The 23,191-nt window shown below is 41.9% G+C and carries 18 protein-coding genes; 8 read left to right on the top strand and 10 right to left on the bottom strand.

The features are described 5' to 3' along the window. Positions 1 to 11: 11 nt before the first annotated feature. From MHO82_RS10245 to MHO82_RS10210, 8 genes are all read right to left on the bottom strand, one after another. The gene (locus MHO82_RS10245; RefSeq protein WP_239183849.1) at positions 12 to 1,445 is read right to left on the bottom strand and encodes an NAD-dependent succinate-semialdehyde dehydrogenase; all 1,434 of its coding nucleotides are present in this window, start codon (positions 1,443 to 1,445) and stop codon (positions 12 to 14) included. Between the two features lies 1 nt (position 1,446). Beyond that, positions 1,447 to 2,079 carry an OmpA family protein gene (locus MHO82_RS10240; protein WP_239183848.1) on the bottom strand — a complete coding sequence of 211 codons (633 nt, stop codon included), beginning with the start codon at positions 2,077 to 2,079 and terminating at the stop codon, positions 1,447 to 1,449. A gap of 92 nt (positions 2,080 to 2,171) precedes the next feature. Then, on the bottom strand, positions 2,172 to 2,951 hold the full coding sequence (locus tag MHO82_RS10235) for a transporter substrate-binding domain-containing protein (protein WP_239183847.1): 780 nt from the start codon (positions 2,949 to 2,951) through the stop codon (positions 2,172 to 2,174). Between the two features lie 156 nt (positions 2,952 to 3,107). After that, the gene (locus MHO82_RS10230) at positions 3,108 to 3,359 is read right to left on the bottom strand and encodes a hypothetical protein (protein WP_239183846.1); all 252 of its coding nucleotides are present in this window, start codon (positions 3,357 to 3,359) and stop codon (positions 3,108 to 3,110) included. An 8-nt stretch (positions 3,360 to 3,367) separates the two neighbouring features. Beyond that, the gene (locus MHO82_RS10225) at positions 3,368 to 4,024 is read right to left on the bottom strand and encodes a site-specific DNA-methyltransferase (protein WP_239183845.1); all 657 of its coding nucleotides are present in this window, start codon (positions 4,022 to 4,024) and stop codon (positions 3,368 to 3,370) included. Between the two features lie 92 nt (positions 4,025 to 4,116). Further along, positions 4,117 to 7,359 (bottom strand): EAL domain-containing protein, encoded by a 3,243-nt coding sequence (locus tag MHO82_RS10220; protein WP_239183844.1) that lies wholly within the window; start codon positions 7,357 to 7,359, stop codon positions 4,117 to 4,119. A gap of 119 nt (positions 7,360 to 7,478) precedes the next feature. Continuing rightward, positions 7,479 to 8,249, bottom strand: coding sequence for an ABC transporter permease (locus tag MHO82_RS10215; protein ID WP_239183843.1), 771 nt, complete (start codon positions 8,247 to 8,249; stop codon positions 7,479 to 7,481). Further along, a complete protein-coding gene (locus MHO82_RS10210; protein WP_239183842.1) occupies positions 8,242 to 8,871 on the bottom strand; it encodes an ATP-binding cassette domain-containing protein in 630 nt (209 codons plus the stop codon). The genes MHO82_RS10215 and MHO82_RS10210 overlap by 8 nt, the downstream gene beginning before the upstream one ends. A gap of 297 nt (positions 8,872 to 9,168) precedes the next feature. Between MHO82_RS10210 and MHO82_RS10205 the strand changes: the two genes are divergently transcribed. Together MHO82_RS10205 and MHO82_RS10200 are read left to right on the top strand one after the other, a co-directional pair. Then, positions 9,169 to 9,666 carry a hypothetical protein gene (locus tag MHO82_RS10205; RefSeq protein ID WP_239183841.1) on the top strand — a complete coding sequence of 166 codons (498 nt, stop codon included), beginning with the start codon at positions 9,169 to 9,171 and terminating at the stop codon, positions 9,664 to 9,666. Positions 9,667 to 9,688: 22 nt separating this feature from the next. After that, the gene (locus MHO82_RS10200; protein WP_239183840.1) at positions 9,689 to 11,317 is read left to right on the top strand and encodes an ABC transporter ATP-binding protein; all 1,629 of its coding nucleotides are present in this window, start codon (positions 9,689 to 9,691) and stop codon (positions 11,315 to 11,317) included. 105 nt (positions 11,318 to 11,422) lie between these two features. Here the strand turns inward: MHO82_RS10200 and MHO82_RS10195 are convergent, their stop codons facing one another. Beyond that, entirely contained in the window at positions 11,423 to 12,430 is a 1,008-nt protein-coding gene (locus MHO82_RS10195; protein WP_239183839.1) for a trypsin-like serine protease, read from the bottom strand. Between the two features lie 210 nt (positions 12,431 to 12,640). Here MHO82_RS10195 and MHO82_RS10190 point away from each other — a divergent pair, with 210 nt between their 5' ends. The 4 genes from MHO82_RS10190 (at position 12,641) to MHO82_RS10175 (ending at position 16,533) form a co-directional block, all read left to right on the top strand. Next, on the top strand, positions 12,641 to 14,509 hold the full coding sequence (locus tag MHO82_RS10190; protein ID WP_239183838.1) for a bifunctional diguanylate cyclase/phosphodiesterase: 1,869 nt from the start codon (positions 12,641 to 12,643) through the stop codon (positions 14,507 to 14,509). Between the two features lie 213 nt (positions 14,510 to 14,722). Continuing rightward, on the top strand, positions 14,723 to 15,349 hold the full coding sequence (locus tag MHO82_RS10185) for a thiol:disulfide interchange protein DsbA/DsbL (RefSeq protein ID WP_239183837.1): 627 nt from the start codon (positions 14,723 to 14,725) through the stop codon (positions 15,347 to 15,349). 184 nt (positions 15,350 to 15,533) lie between these two features. After that, positions 15,534 to 16,004, top strand: coding sequence for an FKBP-type peptidyl-prolyl cis-trans isomerase (locus tag MHO82_RS10180; RefSeq protein WP_239183836.1), 471 nt, complete (start codon positions 15,534 to 15,536; stop codon positions 16,002 to 16,004). Between the two features lie 328 nt (positions 16,005 to 16,332). After that, positions 16,333 to 16,533: a hypothetical protein gene (locus tag MHO82_RS10175; protein WP_239183835.1), complete on the top strand. Its 201-nt coding sequence runs from the start codon at positions 16,333 to 16,335 to the stop codon at positions 16,531 to 16,533. A 62-nt stretch (positions 16,534 to 16,595) separates the two neighbouring features. Here MHO82_RS10175 and MHO82_RS10170 read toward each other — a convergent pair whose 3' ends face one another. After that, positions 16,596 to 19,307: a nitrate reductase gene (locus MHO82_RS10170; RefSeq protein WP_239183834.1), complete on the bottom strand. Its 2,712-nt coding sequence runs from the start codon at positions 19,305 to 19,307 to the stop codon at positions 16,596 to 16,598. 441 nt (positions 19,308 to 19,748) lie between these two features. Here MHO82_RS10170 and cobA point away from each other — a divergent pair, with 441 nt between their 5' ends. Next, positions 19,749 to 20,585 carry a uroporphyrinogen-III C-methyltransferase gene (gene cobA, locus MHO82_RS10165; RefSeq protein WP_239183833.1) on the top strand — a complete coding sequence of 279 codons (837 nt, stop codon included), beginning with the start codon at positions 19,749 to 19,751 and terminating at the stop codon, positions 20,583 to 20,585. Between the two features lie 56 nt (positions 20,586 to 20,641). Then, on the top strand, positions 20,642 to 23,188 hold the full coding sequence (nirB, locus tag MHO82_RS10160; RefSeq protein ID WP_239183832.1) for a nitrite reductase large subunit NirB: 2,547 nt from the start codon (positions 20,642 to 20,644) through the stop codon (positions 23,186 to 23,188). Positions 23,189 to 23,191 lie beyond the last annotated feature (3 nt).

Here is a 23,191-nt window from a genome sequence, read left to right as displayed (position 1 = left end):
GACGGTAACGGTTAATTTAGACCACCAAAGCAAAGGTATTTCGTCTCTAAATACTCTTCTAAACCTTGTTTAGCACCTTCACGGCCAATACCAGATTCTTTCACGCCACCAAATGGCGCAACTTCCGTTGATATAATGCCTTCATTAACCCCAACCATGCCATATTCAAGTGCCTCTGCAATTTTCCACACACGATTAATATCGTTGCTATAAAAATAAGAAGCGAGGCCATACACCGTATCGTTCGCTAATTTGATCAACTCGTCGTCTTCACTGAACTTAATAACAGGGGCCACAGGGCCAAAAATTTCTTGTTGAACAATATCCATCCCCTGAGTGACATTCGTTAGTACAACTGGATCCAAAAACAACCCGCTCTGCTCGCGAGGTTTTGAAGCCTGCACTGCGCCCTGTAAACGTGCAATATTAACGATCTCTGTAATGTTCTTTTTAGCTACATCATCAATAATAGGGCCAATATCGGTATCGGATTCTAATCCATTCCCCACATTGAGCTGCTCTACAGCGGCAACAAACTTAGTCACAAAATCGTCATACACTCGTTCTTGAACATAAAAACGATTCGCACACACACAAGTTTGGCCCGCATTACGAAATTTAGATGCAACGGCTCCTTGTACGGCTTTATCAATATCTGCATCATCAAAAACAATGAATGGCGCATTACCGCCAAGCTCCATCGATACCTTTTGAACAGTTTGCGCACTTTGGCTTAATAGTATTTTTCCAACCCGAGTTGAGCCAGTAAAAGACAGCTTTGCCACTTTAGGGTGACTACAAAACAGCTGCCCTACCATGGCTGCGTCAGAGCTATTAACCACACTTAACAACTCACGTGGGATCCCAGCTTGATAGGCCAGCTCAACAGCTGCATACGCAGATAAAGGCGTTTGAACGGCTGGCTTAACAATAAAAGCACACCCCGCCGCTAAAGCTGGTGCTGCCTTACGAGTGATCATGGCAAGAGGAAAATTCCAAGGCGTAATCGCAGCGGCAACCCCAACGGGCTGCTTCATGGTCATAATGCGTTTATCACCACTTGGAGCAGGAATGGTTTCCCCGTAAGCTCGCTTTGCTTCTTCAGCGAACCACTGTACAAACGAAGCCCCGTACTTCACTTCACCTATTGATTCGGCTAACGGTTTACCTTGCTCCAAGGTCATTAATAACGCGAGATCTTCTTTGTTTTCCAGTAAAAGTTGATACCAGTGCTGCAAACGTTCAGAACGTTCTTTGGCAGGTAACGTTCGCCACTCTTTTTGTGCCTGATGAGCATTATCAATCACTTGCTGAATATCGCTGCTGGTGTCTGATGCAACGTACCCAAGTATTTCTCCGGTCGCAGGGTTGACCACAGCGATGGCATCCTGATGATTCTTATTAACCAAGCAAGACAGCAGTGACTGATTTTTAATGTTATCCATGTTAATCCTGACCAATGAAAGTAATTTCTACACGTCGATTACATTGACGGCCAACAGAACTACCATTGTCACAAGCTGGTGTGTGTTCACCAAAACCTCGCGAATAAATGTTTTCAGGGTCTAGGTGCTGCTGCAGCAAATGATACCGAACGGTACTGGCTCGCTTTTCAGACAATGGAAAATTCATCATTTCATTACCAATATCATCCGTATGACCATCAATGACCACCACGAGATCATTTAAAGGGCGAATAATATTCGCTAACTGATTTAACGTCGCTTTTCCGTCCATACCAAGCTTAGAGGAACTGGTATTAAACCGAATTTTTTCTAATATCATTAACACTTGTTCGTTATCGCCATCATAACGAAAAGGAATCCCCTGCCTTCTTAGCTCAGCCGCTAAATCGATCATACTTTGATTACGTAGCTGGCCATAAGGACCAAGTACTTTGGGTTCGGGCTCTTCAACAACCGTGTTGGAAGCCATCATTCTAGTCTGAGGAACTCCTGACGCTGAAGAGAACTCAAAACCAGGAATTGGTGGGTATGCGGGGGCGACATCAAGCATAGATGAGCTGGTACTGCAGCCGGATAGCAATAAAACACCCATTAGGGCCATCTGTTTATGCATTAGGTTTTCCTGATTAAGATTAATTATTTATATAAGTATCGGCGCGTTACTCCAATTCTTAAAATAATTTTCTTCTTTTAATGCCTCTATTTTCAGTCGCGTAAGTATTTCTTAGATATATTGCCATATTCCTCTGACGATCGAATGGCTTTAATTTCCTGCCAGATAGCTTCAGCTAACTCTGTATTTTCGGAATAAAACTGGTGTGAAAAAATCAGATAATAAGGTTTGCTTTTTACTGGCGGGCTAACTTTGATAACGTCAGTAAATTCGTCTTGATATAATTGCAGCTTTGGATCAGTGATCCCTTCTAAATCCACCATACCAGCAACTCGATCGACCTGTAATTTTTTCAAACCAACATATTGTGAAACACTTTCTTCGTATTCGATACCCATTGCGGTTAAATCATAGGTAATCGAATAGCCACGAGTGATCCCAATCGGTCCCGTTATTTGATGAAACTTGCTCCCATCCCATTCAATTGGGGCACCTTTTCTCTTATAAAGATAATAGGATTGGCTCATGATTTGGCGGGTAGGATCCGGCTGACTATCCAGCATAGGGTACACCCCTATTTTCATACGTTCAGGCTTGAAGCTACCATGAAAAATGCCATCGACTTGGTTTGCTCGAACCGCATCCAATACCCGAACCCATGTCATTCGTTTAAACTTAAATTCAATGTCAAACCGCTCAGCAACCCGATGAAGAACTTCAATGGTTACCCCTGGAGTGTCTGATTCTAAATGAGGGCCATCGCCATAATAATAAGGGGGGTTAGGTTTCGATTCATACGCGAGTATCAGCGTTTTTGCGTGCACTGATGATGCCACGGAATAGAACACAACCAAAAAAACAATCAGCTTCATTGTTTTTATTCCTTCTTCAACCTAGAACAGCTAACTAAGCCAAACAAAACAAACCGTCTGTATTTGTAATGTTGATTATAGTTGCTCTAACCTAGGTTGAATCCGAAGAGTAATCTTTCATGAAAAGCCTAAGGGGTTTCCTACATCATTTTAATGCTATTTGGATGTAACTTTACCACCAATCATTTTAAACGCGGGTGTGCCTCTTACTAAAGTATCTCGCGCAAACACAGTATTGCAATTAGGACACTGACAAGGCTCAGTCGTAAAATCAACCGTGATCCTTTCTTTAAAGCATTTAACCAACGATCCCTTACCCCCTTTACGATACTTAAATAATTGAGTACGACACTTAGCGCAATACACATCTACGGTCGACGTCGGGCCTTTTTTATTGGGTTTTGCCATCACTTTCTCTATTTATTTAACCGACTAATCAAATGCTGGTGAGCACCATCAGAAATGTCTGATCCCATCGCCTTTCTTTCCAGCATCTCTGCTGCCACCAGCGTGGAGCCAGAACCAAAAAAGGGATCAATAACTAACTCACCTGGCTCACTACTTTGCTCAATCAGTATTTCTAACAATGGCACTGGTTTTTCCGTTGGATACCCGCGCCAAACACGCTTTTGTTGCAATACGTCAGGAATGCCTAAGTTATTAAGTTTACGTTTCCCTTTTTCAAAAAAGAGAATAAATTCATAACGAGCGCGGTAGTGGTAACCCATTCCAATGGCCACTTTATCCCACACGATTGGCTTCCAAAATTTAAAACCAGCCTTTTCCGCCATAGGCTTAATCTCAAACATGGTTTCTTGATCGCAGAACAAGTAAAAATGCGTGTTCTTTTTCATCACTCGATAGACTTGCTCAAAAAACTCATCAAAGCGTTGGTTTGGAAAAATATCAAACCACTGATTGCTAGAGCCCTTGCTTTGCTTAAGACGAGTCGTCGTTCCGACTGAGCGATGTTTTTCTAAAGATTCGTAAGGTGGATCTGTAATTAACAAATCCACGCTTGCATCAGGAAGGGAAGCTAACCATTCGGTTGCATCTTGTTGGAATATTCTCATTATCAGGCTCTTTTCATCAGCAGGCAGGCTTTGTATCAGAACTGCCGAAAGAAAAAAACCACTAACTCACAATACCCCCATTAAAAAGAGGATTAACCAAACTCAATAGCGGGGACAAATGCATGAGGGGACTCTTCCAACAAGGCAACAAACTGCTTAAATGGCAAGGGCTTAGCCATATAATAACCTTGGCCAAAATCACATCCAAGCTGTTTTAAATAGTCATAATGCTCTTTAGATTCGATTCCCTCACCGACGATACGTAAATTTAAGTTATGCCCTAAGGTGATAACTGCTTCAACTAAACTCGCATCGGATTGGTCATTGAGCACTCCATCAACAAAACTTCGATCAATTTTAATAACATCAAGCGGGAAACGTTTTAAATAGCTCAACGAAGAATAACCCGTACCAAAATCATCCATGTGAATAGCAACGCCCATATCACGTAAACATTTGATCATATCCACTCCGGCTTTATCTTCACCGAGTAATACACTTTCCGTCATTTCGATGTGAAAATAATCTGGATTGATGTTGGTATTTTGGAGTTTACTTGTGACAATTTCATCTAATTTTTTATCACGATTGTGAGTGCACTGACGACTAGATACATTCACCGATACCGAAATCACATGCCCCATATCATGCCAACGTCTTAAGTCTTCTAATGCCTGATGAATAACCCACTCACCAATGGGTTCAATCAAGCCAGTCTCTTCACTAATACCAATAAATGTATCTGGAAATATTAAACCTTTATCAGGGTGAAGCCAGCGGATCAAGGCTTCAGCTCCGACGATCGCCCCCGTTTTTAATGACACGATAGGCTGGTAATACAATTGAAATTCATGATTTGTAATGGCCCGCCGTAAATCTTGTTCAAGCTGCATACGGTTAACCACATCAATGTTCATTTGTTCACTGTAAAATCGGTAGGTATTACGACCTTCATCTTTCGCTTGATACATGGCTGTATCTGCATTGCGCAATAAGGTTTCTACACATGTGCCATCTTGAGGAAACAAGGTCATGCCAATACTGGTCGAAACAACGGATTCGTAGTGCTGCCCTAAAGTGAAAGAATTAGAAAGTAAAGCAATCACCTTTTGAGCCACACGTTCCACTTCTAATCGATTTTTAATGTTTGGCAAAATCGCCACAAATTCATCACCACCAATTCGAGCCACAATGTCATCTTCACGCAAACACAAACGTAGTCTCGTAGCAACTAACTGTAATAATTCATCGCCAGCCGTGTGCCCTAGAGTGTCATTAATTAATTTAAAACGATCCAAGTCTAGGAACATCAATCCAACTTGCGCTTCATTTCTGGCTGCATCTTGGATCTCTTCAAACAGACGCTCCATACAATACTTTCGGTTAGGTAACCCAGTTAATTGATCAAAATTGGCCTGATACCAGATGTTCTGTTCATACTTTTTACGCTTAGTAATGTCACTGAACATGCTAATAAATTGAGTGATTTGACCCTCCGAGTCTTTCACTACACTTATCGACAAGTATTCCGGGTAAATATCACCATTTTTACGCTTATTCCAAATTTCTCCTTCCCAGCAATCTTTCTCAACTAGGGTATCCCACATTCTCTTATAAAAAGCGCTGTCTTGGCGGCCTGACTTTAACACCGCTGGGGTTTTACCCATCACCTCTTCTGCGGAATATCCCGAAATTTTCGTAAAAGCGGGATTAACCACTTCAATCACATTACTATTATTAGTGATCATAATGGCTTCGGTAGCATGTTCAAAAACGGCAGCAGACAATACAAACAATCGATTAGATTCTTTTCTTTCATCTAACATGCTGTTGTAAGCTGAGGCCATTTGAGCAATTTCGTCATTCCCCGACACTTCTAGGTACTTATCAAAATCACGGGTTTTTTGCATGTTTTTCATCGCCGTGGCAATGGCTTTGATTTTCCCAACAATTCGCTGCCACAGTAAAAAGCCAACAAATACAGTAATTAATAACGTAATAAGGAAAAAAAAGAAGGTCAGCATAAGCTTATTTGCATTACTGGCTTCAAGTTCATTGGCTTTATGCTGCATGGTTTCAAGGATATGAAAACTAACACGCTTAAAGATTGCAATGCGCTGAGAAGCCGCCTCCCACCATTGTTCGGTGTTAAGCTGAGCACTTTCCCCTTCTAAATGCACAATGGCGGATAGCGCCTGGTCATCCGTGATCCTAACTAAACGATCAATGCTTTCTACATCTTGATTCTGCTTTTTTAATTCAATCGCCATTGCCATTTTTTCTTGGTATTCGATAAACGTTTGTTTAATGGCGTATAGGGCTTTCTGGTTAATAGCGTTATCACGATGTGTATTTTCAAACTTCTCGATAATATTAAATACAACACCTAACTGCTGCTGAAAGTTATCGGCGTACTTCTGCTCACCACGAATTACATAGTTTTTAAAGTTATGGATCAGACCGCCGTAACCAATTTGCTTTCGAATGGCATTGAGCAATTCATATTGATGAAGTTTCTTCTTCGCTTGGCTACGAATACTGTCAACTTGTGCTACTACAGGATCATCGAGTAATTCAGCCAACAGCGTTTGATGATCTTTATTGGCTGAGCTGAAAAAAGTAATTATGAGGGATTCCTGCCCTGCGATATAACGACCAATTTCTTGAAAATCCGTAATGTTGAACGCTTCAGCTGAAAACACCCCATTAATTTTGCCTTTCTCTTGAGCCGCATGCTCTTGAACCCATAATAAATTCAATAAATCACGGTGGTATTCTGGTAAGACAATATCTTCGGATTGAACTTGTAATTGCTCAACCAATAAGAGCAAATCATTATTCAATTGGGAATAATAGGAAAAGAAGTCCATGTCTTTTAATAAATCAATGTCTTCTCTTTGGGTTTTTAACGCTGAAATAGACGCATCAATGCGATAGCGAGTCTGCTCAATACCAATGGAAGCGGATTGCGGTAAACGAGGCACAAAATCTAACGTCAGCTGCTTTTGCAAAGCAGTAAACTCATGAATAGCATCATCCGTGCGCACCCTTTGAGTTGGCAGGTCCAAAGCAAAGAACCCACCTTTTGATGCCACATACCCAGCAGATAAGGCTCTTTCTACTTGTAACTGATCAAGAAGCTGGCTCAGTACTTCCATAGCATGAACTGATTTCTGATTAGAACGAGCAGCATCCCACTGCTCATAGTTATGACCAATCTGCATGCCTCCAAATGCTAAAATAGCCAATAAGGGCAGAAAGATAAAAGTGGAAAGCTGAGTTCTAATCGTAAGAGAATGAAAGATTGCTCTAAATCGCATCCATGCCGAAACCATGAAAAAAGTTGCTCCTTGTTCAAACTTTGTTCATCACTAATTATCGACCTTTATACCATTTAAACATTTTATTTTATGTGGTTAATATCATATATATGCAATATGCGCACATATATAAATCAAATAATTAGACGCCCATAAGCATCAAATGCCATACATTTAATTATAGCTAGACTACTGATAACTGAGACAGACCCTGCAATAAAAATGGCCACCATGATAAGTAACTGATATTTCACAGCCAAAAGAGGTTCTGTGCCGCCAAGGATTTGCCCTGTCATCATCCCAGGTAAGCTAACGATCCCTAGTGTGGCCATAGAAGCCAACTGAGGCGTTAATGCTGCACGCACTGAAGATTTAATGAACGGTAAGCTTGGATTTACTGCTCCAAGAGAAACGTAAAACTCATGCTCATTCTTTTGCTGTTTCAGCGTGCTGTACCAGCGTTCCAGTGCAAGAATATTCACAGTCAAGCAATTGCCTAGCAACATACCTGTGATGGGGATCAAATATTGTGCTTGCCACCACGGCTGAGCTTGCACCACAACAATAAGTAAAAGGGGCACAACGACAAGTACACCCAGTAACTGCCCTGAGAATGTTGCAAGCAATACCTTTTTAGCGGGTAGCTTAGCACGCTGACAAATACTGTAACTGGCTACCAGCACCATCACAAACAACCAACTGCCATTTAATATAGGATTCTGATAGTTAAATAATACCTGAAGATAAAAGCCAACCACCGCCAGTTGCAGTGTCATCCGTAGTACCGATGAAACTAAGTGTCGATTTAGTCCTAACTGCCAACGAGCAAAAAGCCCAACAGGTAACAACAAGAGTAGATAAAAGCCAACTAAAGCAAAAGCGCTGATCTCCAGAGAACTATTCATCAATGGCCTCAATGATGTGCTGATAGTCACTGTCGGCTAGCCAGACAGGATCGTGTGATACCGACACACAAGTCACTTTTAAACGATGCAGTAGCATCATAATGTGATCACGACTCTGAGGATCAAGTGCAGACGTTGGCTCATCCAACAGCCATAACGGACGGTTCATTAATAAAGCTCGTGCAATGGCTACTCTTTGCTTTTCACCACCAGAAAGCGCATCAACACTATGATTTAGCGACATAGCCAAGCCCACACGGTCCAATGCCTCTAGACATGCCGATGCAGTTGGCGATGCGCTATGTATCGCGTTCATTGTCCATGGTAACCACAATGCATCTTGTATGGTTTCAGATTCAATTCCCATGACTGGCGTTTGAGGCAAATAACAAAACTGCTGCCGCCACCACACTAAATTACTTACGGTGATTTCTCTGTTCTGCCATTGAAAAGAACCACTTTCAATCGGAAGCAAACCCGCTAATACCAATAATAAACTCGATTTCCCACACCCTGATCGCCCAGATAACGTTAAATGTTCTCCTGTATGCAGAACATGATTTAAAGACTGGCTACGAGGGTCTTCCAACCCCGAACGTAAATTCGAAATAGTGAGTGCCATGCCATATGCGCCTTATTTTATTTCAACTATCCCAGTGTACAAATCAAAGTTAAATGAATCCAATTGATTATAACCATCAGCTATATTGAAAGAATTAATTAATAAATAAAGAATTCAGGTTGCCAATAAATCTGCTGCTTTTCTGTCTTAACAACAAATAAAATCAATAATTATTTGCAATTGATAATAAGTTTCATTTAAATACAACCATTCATACAGAAGCATCACACAGACATTTAACAATTCGTCCAACTGATTGAAGCATCAATAAATCAAAGTGGCGTTAGGAGTACAGAGATGGATCTACAACAGTGCTGGACAAAATTCTTACAAGCTGAACAATTCATGCAACAAGGTCATTGGTCTCATGCTCAATATTTGCTCAAAGAAGTATTAACGGATCTACCTTCACATCTCGAAACCGCTCTGAAGGATGAAGATGTAAAACCTTGCCAATTTAGCTGCTTACTCCGCGGGCTCAAAGACGCTTCTGTTTTCCAATCTGAAATATTGAATAAACTTGGCTATCACCACCAAGCATATGAGACCCTAAACACCGTATACGGCCAATACCAATTTTGGGCGATGGACGACAGCGAGATCATTTCCAACGTAACCAACACATTAGAAGAGTGCATTGATTCGCTTTATAGCCATTTAATTGCTTTCTTCAAATCAAAAAAAGACGAACCAGAATGGCTACAACATTTAGAGATGCTACAACGAGCTCACCATAACTTTGGTTCTTTAAAAGCAACACCATACCAAATGAGCACTTCTCGACTAGTTAGCTAATTTATTGAAAGGATATATAAAAATGACAACTACGCCCCTACTAAAAGTAGAAAACCTAAGCGTTAGTTTTAAAACCAATGACGGTATTGTTGACGCAGTTAAAAATGTAAATTTCTCACTTAATAAAGGGGAAACCCTCGCCATTGTTGGTGAGTCTGGTTCAGGTAAATCCGTTTCAACAAACGCGGTTATGCAGCTTCTTCCACCTAATGCCATCATTCATGACAACTCCAAAGTAATTTTTGAAGATAAAGAAATCCTGTCGCTTTCAGAAAAGCAAATGCAAGATATTCGTGGTGATCGCATTGGTATGATTTTCCAAGAGCCAATGACCTCCTTAAACCCATACATGCGAGTTGGCGGACAGGTAACAGAAGCCTTAACTTGCCATCGAACAATCAATGCTTCTGATGCTAAGAAGAAGGTTATTGAACTTTTTGAGTTAGTGCATTTACCAAACCCTGAGCAATCCTTTAATAAATTCCCTCATGAATTTTCAGGTGGCCAGTTACAGCGCATTATGATTGCGATGGCGCTCATTAATGAACCTGAAATTCTCATCGCCGATGAGCCAACCACAGCACTGGATGTTACCGTTCAAGCTGAAGTGTTAAACCTCATTAAAGAAATACAACAGAAAATGGGCATGGCCATCTTATTCATTACCCATGATCTTGGGGTGGTTAAACACCTTGCCGACCGCGTATTGGTGATGTGTAAAGGAGATGTTGTCGAAACTGGGGATGCCGAGCCGCTTTTCTCTTCTCCACAGCATGCCTACACAAAAATGCTGATCAACTCTGTACCATCAGGCAGCAAAGAAAAAGTTTCTGAACAGGCTCCAATGCTCTTAGAAGCGGATGATGTTTGGGTTCGTTACTTAATTAAGAGCAGCTTCTTTGGTAATAAGCATGAATACTTTGATGCCGTAAAAGGGATCAGTCTGCATTTAAAACAAGGGGAAACTCTAGGTATTGTGGGAGAGTCAGGCTCAGGGAAATCAACCCTAGGCCGTGGGCTTATTGGGTTACTTCCATCCTCTGGCAGTATTCGCTTCAACGGCCAAGAAATGAGAGACCTTCCTCCTACCGAACAAAAAGCACTCAAACGCAATATTCAAATGGTCTTCCAAGACCCATACGGATCTTTATCGCCGAGAATGACTGTTGGAGAAATCATTACGGAAGGGCTGACCGTTCACTACCCGAAAATGACCAGACCAGAGCGATTACGTAAAGCGAAAAAAGCACTGGAAGAAGTCTGCTTACCACCAAACTCAATCAACCGTTACCCACATGAGTTTTCTGGTGGTCAAAGACAACGTATTGCGATTGCTCGCGCGCTGATCCTTGAGCCTTCGTTCATTTTATTAGATGAACCAACATCGGCCTTAGATCGATCTGTACAGCTCACCGTCATTGACCTTCTTAAGGACATCCAAAAACGACGTAACATTGGTTTTATTTTCATCAGTCACGACTTGAGTGTTGTGAAAGCATTGTCCGATCGAGTTATGGTAATGCAAAAAGGCACCGTCATGGAACAAGGCACACCAGAGCAAATCTTCCATGCTCCACAACACGATTACACCAAAAAACTCATTGCTGCTTCGTTCGATTTAGAAGATGAAATAGCAGAAGAGGTCGCATAACGACTTTCAAGTAAAACAATATCCCAAATAATAAAGCCCTCACTTTCACTAAGGTGAGGGCCTTATTTACTTCTAGTAAGAAACAGATTTTTCATAATTAAAGTATTAGCCCGATCGCCTACGCAACCACGCTAAGCCAGAAAGGAATAGTATCCCCCACCAACTCATACTGCTGCCTGAACCGCCGTTATTATTCGATTCAGTGTTGAAATCTGCCACCACTTGACTCGGTGCAACCGTCCCCGCCAATACGCTGGCAATCCAAGCTTCATAATCATTTACTTCTGTAAACGCAGCCTGAGCCACTAAGGAAGAATCACCACATGTTAATGGCCCAAAACTCACAATACCCGCTTGCTTATAGTTTGTCCCATCATGCCACAATAGCGGCCCGCCCGAGTCACCTTGGCAGCTCGAGTTACTTAAGCCAGAGCTGCCCACTGCACCTGATGTACAAATCTGCTTGTCCGTAACACCAGACCATACCGTCTGACAGGTTGCTGTATCGACATGATTCACTGTAGTCTGTAATAAAAATTTCGAGGCATCAATACCTGATTGCGTATCACCGTAACCAATCACCGTCATTGCCGCAGATCCTGCTCGGTAGCTAGTTTCATCGGTTGAATCAGCCAGTTGTACATAAGCGCTGCTCGGTACTGTTTGTAATGCACTTTTGAGCTTAATAATGGCGATATCATTAGGTAAAAATGAAGCGCTAGAACCATCATAGCTCGGATGAATATAGATCTCTTTTGCTGCAACGCGTTCATTGGAAAAAAAATCTTGATCTTTTAAAGCGTTCACTCCAACAGCGAGATACTGGTTATTAGATGGATTATCAACACAGTGAGCAGCTGTTAAAATATATTGCTCATTTAATACGCTTGCCCCACATGAGAAAGTCAAAATACCCGACGAAATTCTTTGTTCCGAAAGCAAACGTGCCATAAACGGATAATTACTTAATGAAGCAATCGAACCATTAACAATTTGGGCAACGGCCTCTCCCTCAGCTGCAACAATCGGCTCACTCTCATTCTGAGCTTGAATTGGCGCTGATAATAACAATGACACAACACCCGTAACCAATAAACCTGCTGTTTTAATCATAACATCCTGTCCACTCTTACTAAATCGGCAGTGAAGCTACCTATTTATGTAACTTACACGCTGTTTATGTAACTTACACACTCAATCCATGACATAAAGTTACGCATATACATTATCTTAGCTTATACACAGGTAAACCGACACTTGGCAAGTAATTCCAAATTTCTTCTGTGCTAGTAGACATTTAACTCAATAAAAAGCCAGTAGTTATTGCTTAAAACACGCAATTGGGATTACACTTATTTAACATTAATCCAAGAACAACCGGATGTTATGGAAGTGGTACAACAACCAGACTCAACACTATCTTTGGACGTGCTCAGTTCGCTGCTTAAGCTAACAGGCACACCATTACTAGAGCAAACCTCTCTGGTTTTGCACCATCATTTCCAAAGCTTTTGTACCTGTATTGTTGAGGTTGATAAAGAGACTAACTTAGCCAGTACGCTTGCTTACGTTTCCGACGGCCAAGTTCAAGAGCCGATTTGCTACGACATCGATAATACTCCCTGCAAACAAGCCCTAGATACGAATTCAGCCTACTGTTTTTATGCCACAGAAGCCTTTAACCAGTTCCCTAATGACGCTTTCCTCGTAGACTCCCACCTAGAAACATACCTAGGCGTTCCACTAAAAAACCAAAAAAATGAAACCCTTGGCATTTTGATCTCTACTTTTAAGTCTCCGCCAAAACAAACGGATAAGCTGATTGAATTTCACCAAGTACTGGCCAATGTGATTATCCACGAGCTGCGTTGCAAATGGCTAACGGCTCAAACTCACTCTTTATTAGAGCAATTGAGCTTTCAAGCGGAACATGACACCTTAACCGGGCTGTTTAATCGCACTTCCCTCTCCATCTATTTACAGCACTATATTAATAATGCCCACAGTCAGCCTTTTACCTTGATCTTCGCCGATCTTGATAAGTTCAAAGAGATCAACAACGTCTATGGCAGCTTAGTGGGCGATCAAGTCATTTGTTATACCGCCGACAAAATTCTAGATCACTTGTTACCATCGGATCTGGCGTTTCGGATTGGAGGAGATGAATTTGCCATTTTGACTCGCCACCCAAACCCAGAGCAATTATTTCACGACATTTCACGTGATATTCAGCAAGGATTCCAAGATCCTAATCGTCACATTAATCTTGCTATCAGTGCTGGAGTAGTGGAATACAATACCCAGCAAGAAGGTCCTGACACGCTTATTTTACAAGCAGACATTGCCTTAAAACATTGTAAACAAGATACCCAAGTCACCTTTCAAGTATACGACGATAGGCTGGACAAAATTTATCATCGTAATGTTCTGGTGGCAGAGTACTTACGTAATGAATTGAAAGACCCAACAGGCATTCAAGTTTATCTACAACCCATTGTCAGGATGCATGAAAAGCGCTGGCAACAGTTTGAAGTGCTCACCCGTTGGAACCATGAAACTCTCGGTTTTGTCAGCCCTGTCGAATTTATTGCTGCCGCTGAAGAACACAACCTTGTCATTGAATTAGGCGAGCTGATTGTTGAACTTGCATTTCAAGCCAAGAAGAAAATGGAAGAGAAACTCGGCTATATTATTAACCTAAACGTAAACTGCTCTGCATACGAGCTCAATGATCCTGAAAGCTACCAAAGTCAGCTCCTTGAAAAAATTTACCGCTACGGCTTTGATCCCTCAGAGTTCATCATTGAAATCACGGAAAGCACTCTACTTTCTGATAACCAAGACATACAAGGCTCTTTGTCTGAATTACGTCATTTAGGGTTTAAGATCGCCCTAGATGATTTCGGAACTGGCTACTCAAGCTTAAACTACATCCATAAATATGAAATTGACTGTATTAAGATTGACTCTACTTTTGTCCAAAATATGCTGAGTAATAAAACATCAGAAAGAATCATAGTCTTAGTTATTAAGCTCGCGCAGCAGCTGGGAGTGACTCTGGTCGCAGAAGGGGTCGAAACGGAAGAAGAACTGATCAAACTATCTGAATTAGGCTGCCACAAAATGCAAGGATACTACTTTTGTCGCCCGCAGCCTGCCGATCAGTTGATCGAAATCCTATCGAAGCAATAGGCTGGCTCGATATGACATAATATTGATTCATATCGTAGGCAAGCTCTCATTTTCACTATACCATTCTATTTCGTAGTAAGTTTTTCAAGTACCGAAGGAACTCTTACTACAAGCTAAGCTCCAATACATTACTAACTTAAAAGACCTTTCTGTTATTGCACTTCTATTTTTGATAACGGAAAGGGGCAATTGTTTCTTACTGTGAGTCAATTCATGAAATTAATTTTTAAAACTGTTTGTTCCACTTTTTTTGCTGCTTTACTTCTGGTTGGATGCAGTGAAAATACGCAACCTCAAGAAGGTGGTAAGTACACCACTCTCCCAGCACCTCTCACACAAAGTACAATTCAACCCGTCACTGAAGTGTTCTCTCTTTCGTGTGGTCACTGCCGTTCCATGGAAGACTTCATTCCAGACATTAAAGCTTTCACCAACACTGACATCGACAAATTACACGTGACATTCAATGAAAGCGCACAAATTTCAGCGCTCATTTATTACTCTGCTGTCATGCAATTAAATCACAACCCTGATGCGACGTTCATGGAAGATTTATTTTCTGTCGTGCAAGATCACGGTGACAAAACACCGAAAGAGCAACGTGCAATACTAGAAAAAGCGTTCAACGATCGCAAATTACTAAGCCCATATCAATTCGATGAAATTCAGCAAAAAGCCCTATTTGAGATGCTTAAGCAGGCTGAAGCAACATCGGTTGCCGCAAACATCAGTTCAGTACCAACGTTTATTGTGAATGGTAAATATCAAGTCCAGGTTAGTGCTCATGAAAACCCACAAGATATTGCCAACACCATTACCTATTTACTAAATAAGCAGTAATGACGTCACATTATTAATTCCCTATTGGCCTACTCCTTTCCCAGTAGGCCATTTGCTCCATCTATTTCAAAGGTCATTTCCATCATTTTTCTTTGCCTATTTAACAACGCAGAGACATGGGTGATACCGCTTAAAGCATATTTCAAGTAAACTCCGCCCATTGTTAATTTAATGGATGATCCCTGTGTCTAAATTTATCTTTCCACTCATTATTGCTGTTTTGGCTTTTTTTCTTATCCGCACAACTCTTAATAATAAGAAAGTAGGCGAAGAAAACATTCGACTGGGTACAGAATTTCTGGCTCAAAACTTAGAAAAAGAAGGGGTCCAAGTCACAAAATCAGGACTTCAATACAAAGTATTAACGCCGGGAACAGGCACTTCACACCCAACAGCAACCACAAAAGTAAAAGTGCATTATCATGGCACACTTATTGACGGTACAGTCTTCGATAGCTCTGTCGAACGCGGCCAACCAATTGAATTTAAGTTAAACCAAGTGATTAAAGGGTGGCAAGAAGGGCTACAATTAATGGTTGAAGGTGAAAAGACACGCTTCTTCATCCCAAGTGATCTAGCGTATGGCAACAGTTCTACAGGAGCGATCACACCAAGGTCTGTACTTATTTTTGATGTAGAATTAATTTCTTTTTAAGATTCAAAAATCAATCTACCTCATCTAAAGAATTAAGCCTAAAGCAGATCTTTTAGGCTTAAATCACCTTTGTTTGCACTTGTATCATCCCTTTTTGCTACTGTCCCCACAAACACATACCTACAAAGAAACATTTAGTTACACTATAATCAATTAAAGTGTACAAATAAATGGTATGGCGTATTGGTGATTTTAGATCTATAATCTGTCTCATGTTGGAGTCTTGACAATAATCTAACAAAACGCTGACATACTAACGGCTCAGATTTGTTATCTTGAGTAAAAAATAAAATATCTAATTTCTATGGCTAGGAATAAAGGAGCATTAATGTTGTTAAAGCAATGCACTGTGCAGGATGGCACAACACTAAACTTATTTGAAAGTACAGAAGAAGCGATTGGTTACGTATCTGAACAACTGCTAAAACAGTCTACAGAGTTCCAATCAGCAGAAATTGTTACCGTTAATAATGAAGTGTACAACTATCAAAACGTGGAACCTTTACTACAGGATCTCATGAATTTGTAATGTTGAAAAAAATAGTCTGCATTGGCTTTTGCAGACTATTTTTATTCCCCCCTGTTTTCAAATCACCCAAAAAGCAATACCGGAATACGACTCTCTTCTAAAAGACGCTCCAACTCTGACACACAACTGCCACAACCCGTTCCTGCTGATGTACAGCGCTTAATATCTTCCACGGTTTCTACACTTTGCTCTCTGATCACATCTTTTATAATATTTGCGCCAATCTGTTTACACGCACAAACTACTTTCCCCGTGGCTAATCGGCTTTCGGCCTTCCCTGAAAAAACAGATAATTCAATCGCAGAGTCGACCACAGACGCAAGCAGCTCTTGCAGCCATTCAAACTCATGTTGTTGCAAGCTCTTCGCGATAATATATCCACCGAGGACACGCTGTTTGTCAGTATAGAGACATCGGTATTCGCCTTCCGTTTCATTGTAAAAAGCCAACTCACAGCCACCATTAAACTCGTCATACTCTTTAAGCTGCTCGTGTAATTGCAAAGGAGATAGCAAACTGGCTACGCGATACAAATACCCACCTTTTACCTTCTGCTTTACCCAATAATCCACTTTAGACAAATCAAGTGCCTGTATACTGAATAACATTGCTTCACTGGCACAACGCCATGGTTTTATCTTCACTTGGGTCAACTTAAATGCAGGCTGCCCTGAAATAGGATCGGTTACAGAATTAACTAAACGACACACTTTCCCATTGCTTGAGGTGGTTTGGCTCCAATGAATAGGCATAAATAGCTGCCCTAAGCGCATACGTGAAGAGATATGGACTCTAGCTTGAGTTGTGCCACTTTCACTGGAAATCGTCGCAATATCCCCCTTACAGAGCCCATTGGCTTTTGCGTCGTCAGGATGAATAGAAACAAAAGGCTCAGGTAAATGTGCCCCAAGCCGTGCTGACAAGCCACTTCGAGTCATGGTGTGCCACTGATCTCGAATACGTCCACTGTTTAAAGAAAATGGTTCACCGCTTTGATTTAATAATTTGTTCTGCCTCACCGCGATAAACTGTGCTTTCCCTGACGGAGTAAAGAATTTCCCATCCGAAAAAAGGCGTTGATGGACAACTCCTTCGGTTTGCTGGGTAAGCACAGGCCATTGCTGAGGTGTCATATTGGCATACTCTTCAGGGCTTAAATGCGCCAACCCCGTGATATTTAAATCTCGTGTTAATCTAGTTTCACCAGCATCATTACTGCTCACTTCATTACCCAGCCCCGTCATTGTGGCGTACTCAGAAAAAATGTCGGCTTCATGTAAATAATTAAACCCATCACAAAAACCCATTTTTTTAGCCACCTCTGAGATGATCCACCAATCTGGTTTTCCTTCTCCAGGAGTTGGTAATAAACGACGTTGACGTGAAATCCGTCGCTCTGAATTGGTGACGGTTCCTGACTTTTCACTCCAACCTTGAGCAGGAAGCAATACATTGGCACATCGAGTGGTATCAGTATCTTCAATACAGTCCGACACAACCACTAAAGGGCATTGCTCTAACGCTCGTTTTATTTTATCGGAATTTGGCAAGCTAACGACTGGGTTTGTCGCCATGATCCATACCGCTTTGACTTTTCCACTCTCAATCGCATCAAATAATTCCACCGCTTTCAAGCCAGCCTTTGTCGCCAGGTTCGAAGTTTGCCAGTACTCACTAATTAACTGGTGGTGCCTTTCGTTACCAAACTCCATGTGCGCTGCTAATGTATTAGCTAAACCACCGACTTCTCTTCCCCCCATAGCATTCGGCTGGCCAGTAACCGAAAAAGGACTGCTGCCCGGTTTACCAATACGACCTGTCACCAAATGGCAGTTTAAAATGCTATTTACTTTATCTGTGCCTTGCGTGGATTGATTGATCCCTTGAGAATAGATCGTCACGACTTTCTCGGTTGCCGCAAAATCGCGATAAAAAGAATCCAATACCTGCACCTCGATCCCTAACTCTTGCGCTAACTCAGGAATACTTCCTGAATCACCAATAGCAGCAGCAAGGGCCGCATCTAAGCCTTCGGTATGCTCTTGAATATAGGTATGGTCAATATGATTGCTATAAGCGAGATAACTGAGCAATCCATTAAACAAAGTGATGTCGCGGTCTGGTGTTATGGCTAAATGCATATCTGCAATATCGCATGTGTTCGTTGTTCTCGGATCAATCACCACCACATTCAACGATGGACGACGCTCCTTCTCTGCCTTAATTCGTTGGTACAATACTGGATGACACCAAGCTAAGTTGGATCCAGTGATCACAATCATATCTGCAAGCTCTAAATCTTGATAACAGCCCGGTACGGTATCGGAACCAAACGCTCGTTTATGTCCAGCCACAGTCGATGACATACACAAACGCGAATTAGTATCTATATTTCCGCTACCAATAAAGCCTTTCATCAGTTTATTGGCCACATAATAATCTTCCGTAAGCAGTTGTCCTGAGACATAAAAAGCAACAGAGTCCGGACCATGCTCAGCAATGATTTTCGAAAAGTACGTTGCTACATGCTCCAAAGCTTGGGGCCAATCTTTTTGCTCACCATCAATCATCGGGTGGAGTAATCGGCCTTCATGGCTCACCGTTTCCCCTAATGCCAAACCTTTAGAGCACAATCGCCCTAAATTCGCAGGGTGAGATTCATCCCCACGTACCTTAACCTCCCCTTGCGCAGTCAGTTTTGTTTCAATACCACATCCGACACCACAATAAGCACACGTACTTTTAACCCAAGAACTCACTTTGGATGTTGTCATCAATTTTCTCCCTCAAATTAAACATTCCTTTGTTTTTACTGGGAGCAATAACCAAGCCAGCCGATTCTGTCTTTTTACCCACTGAACTAAAAGCCAACAAAACATTAAAATACAAACGCTTAAACTAAAAAAGACAATCCCAAAGCACCCTGTTCCACCTTAACATTTTTTGAGATCCCCAGATTCAACCAAAACAGCGCTTTATTCTGGGCTTAGCTGCACCAATGAAGTGCAACAAAGCTTATGAAGGCGGCTATTTTATGCTCAAGATTAAGTACGATATCCATATTAAGAGTGAAGAGTAAATACAAGCAACTGATAATTAATACATTTATTTTATTTCAATATATTTTCTTTTTTAGCTGGCACTCTCTTTGCTCTTTCTTAATAAACAGAATCCCAATATAGCGTACATGGACAAATGCAATAAGGAAGTTGAATATGCCGTCTAAAGAGTCCGTTGCAGAGATTTCTCATTTTTCACCACAACCAACTGCATCATTAACAAATTCAGGAAAAGTGTCATTGGTAGGGGCTGGTCCAGGCGATCCAGATTTACTCACCATCAAGGCTCTTAGAACAATCCAATGCGCAGATATCATCTTATTTGATCGGTTGGTCAGCCAAGAGATTTGTCAGCTTTTTCCACCAAGCACACCGACTATTTATGTTGGAAAGGCCAAGAATCATCATTCCATACCTCAAAGCCAAATTAATGAACTTCTGCTCACCAAAGCTAAGCAAGGTTTACATATTTGTCGTCTAAAAGGCGGAGATTCCTTTGTTTTTGGCCGAGGTGGTGAAGAAATGTTACCACTCAAACAAGCCAATATTGAGGTTGAAGTGGTTCCCGGCATTACCGCCGCTTCAGGGTGCAGTAGTTATGCAGGGATCCCTCTCACTCACCGTGGTCTTTCTCAAGGCTGTACTTTTTTAACTGCACATGCCGAAAAAAATCTGGATGTGAACTGGCACAGCCTAGCAGGTCTTAAACACACTTTGGTTGTTTACATGGGCTTAACCAAAGCGGCATTCATTTCAGAAAATCTCATTGCATCAGGTCTTTGTGCTCATACCCCAGCGGCACTAGTTGAAAATGGCTGCACCAATAAGCAGCGAGTCATCACCGGAACATTAGAGCAACTCCCCCACTTAGTTCAAGCAGAGCAAGTAAAGTCTCCAGCACTGATCATCATTGGTCACGTTGTTGATCTTTCTCAGCAACTGCACTGGTTCCAAACCATTAACAAGCAAGAACTAAAACGCTTATCCGCCTAATCAGCTCATGAGCTTACACGGTATTGATCAAAGAATAAGAACAGTAAGGAAACAACATGGATAAAGAACGAATTGTCGTCGTCGGGAATGGAATGGTTGGACACAAATTTATCGAAAATCTTGTTCAAGACGAACGTAGCGATCATATCAACATCATCACTTTTTCCGAAGAGCCTCGCTTAGCCTACGATAGGGTCCAGCTAAGCTCCTATTTCACTGGCGCTTCAGCGGATGATCTCGCCTTAACCGACGAAGATTATTACCATGAAAATGGGGTGCACTTTGTTCTTAATGATAAAGTGGTTGAACTAGATACCCGAAATAATGTCGTCACGACTGCTAACGGACGTCAGGAGCCCTACGATAAGCTGATCTTAGCAACAGGATCGTACCCATTTGTGCCCCCCATTTCTGGAAACGATCAACCTCATTGCTTGGTTTACCGTACCATTGAAGACCTAGAATCCATTACTGAATCTGGAAAGCAAAGCAAAGTAGGTGTCATTGTTGGTGGTGGCCTTCTTGGGCTAGAAGCGGCCAATGCTCTAAAAAATTTAGGTGTTGAAACCCACGTTGTTGAATTTGCTCCACGCCTGATGGCCGTTCAGCTTGATGATGGTGGAGGCAAATTATTACGACGAAAAATAGAGCAGCTTGGTGTGCAAGTTCATACCGAAAAAGCCACCACGGAAATAGTAGCGGGAAAAACAAGCCGCTACCGCATGAACTTTGCAGATGGTAGTTACCTAGAAACCGATATGATTGTCTTCTCCGCTGGCATTCGCCCACAAGACGAATTAGCGCGCCAATTTGATATAAACATTGGTGAACGTGGTGGAATTATCATCAATGATCACTGCCAAACCAGCATAGACAACATCTATGCGATTGGTGAATGTGCATTATGGGAAGGAAAAATATTTGGCTTAGTTGCCCCCGGGTACGCCATGGCTAAAGTTGCGGTTTCACATATTTTAGGCGGAAGCGAAACATTTACTGGTGCCAATATGAGTACCAAACTAAAACTGCTTGGTATTGATGTTGCCAGTATTGGGGATGCACACGGTAACACCTTTGGGGCACAATCTTACACCTTCAATGACGACATAGAACAAGTTTATAAACGCCTCATTGTCTCGAAAGATGGTAAAAAGCTCGTAGGGGCAGTCCTAGTCGGCGATGTAGGGGCTTATGGCAATCTATTACAGATCATGTTGAACGATATGGATTTGCCTGAAAACCCCGCAACTCTGATCCTACCAAACAGTGGCGGGGAAACTGCCGGACTAGGTATCGAGGCCCTGCCAGACAATGCTCAGATATGCTCATGTTTTGATGTCACTAAAGGACAAATAAAAGCGGCAGTGGCCAATGGCTGTACCGAAATGGGAGCCATAAAAAGCATCACGAAGGCTTCTACAGGTTGTGGTGGCTGTTCTGCACTCACCAAACAAGTGCTTGATGCCGAACTTGCCGTTCTAGGTTTTGAAGTCAGCCACGATATTTGTGAGCATTTTTCCTATTCTCGCCAAGAACTTGCCGACATTATACGTATTAAAAAGATTAAATCATTTGATGAGCTACTCACCAGCCACGGCTCAGGGCTCGGCTGTGATGTTTGTAAACCCGCAATAGGCTCTATTTTAGCTTCTTTTTGGAATGACTATGTCCTTGAAAGCAAGCACATGGAGCTTCAAGACACCAACGATATTTTCCTTGGTAACATGCAAAAAGATGGTAGCTACTCTATTGTACCGCGCATTGCGGGTGGCGAAATAACCCCAGACAAACTCATCACATTAGGCGAAATTGCCAAAGAATATAATTTATACACCAAAATCACCGGAGGCCAACGGGTTGATCTTTTTGGTGCTCAGTTGCACGAATTACCCATCATTTGGAAAAAGCTGATTAACGCGGGATTTGAAACAGGTCATGCCTACGGAAAATCAGTTAGAACCGTAAAATCTTGTGTAGGCAGTACATGGTGTCGATATGGAGTGAACGACAGTGCTGGTTTTGCCATAGCCATAGAGAACCGCTACAAAGGTCTGCGAGCCCCTCATAAACTCAAATTTGCCGTTTCAGGGTGCACCCGTGAATGCGCAGAAGCCCAATCTAAAGACATCGGAGTGATTGCTACTGAAAATGGCTGGAACCTATATGTATGTGGTAATGGCGGTATGCGACCACGACACGCGGATCTATTCGCATCGGATCTCGATGACGAAACGTTAATTAAATACGTCGACCGTTTCCTCATGTTTTACATTCGAACCGCCGACAGACTACAGCGAACGTCAGTATGGCTAGAAAACTTAGAAGGCGGCATAGAGTATCTTAAAGACGTCATTCTTCAGGATAAGCTCGGCATCGCCCAAGAGTTAGAACTTGAAATGGCGAATAATATTAATAACTACCAATGTGAGTGGAAAACCACCATTGAAGATCCTGAGAAACTAAAACGCTTCCAACACTTTATCAATAGTGAAGCACCCGATGATCAACTCACTTATGTTATTGAACGTGAGCAGCGCCGCCCCATAACCAGCCAAGAACGCCGCCAAAAAAGCGCCATTTCTATTGTCGATATTACGGAATAGGAG

Source organism: Vibrio sp. Of7-15, from assembly GCF_022347565.1.
In the GTDB taxonomy this organism is placed as follows: Bacteria; Pseudomonadota; Gammaproteobacteria; order Enterobacterales; family Vibrionaceae; genus NORP241.
The sequence above is the reverse complement of the archived record's forward strand: the minus strand, read 5'-3'. Positions and strand labels throughout refer to the sequence as shown.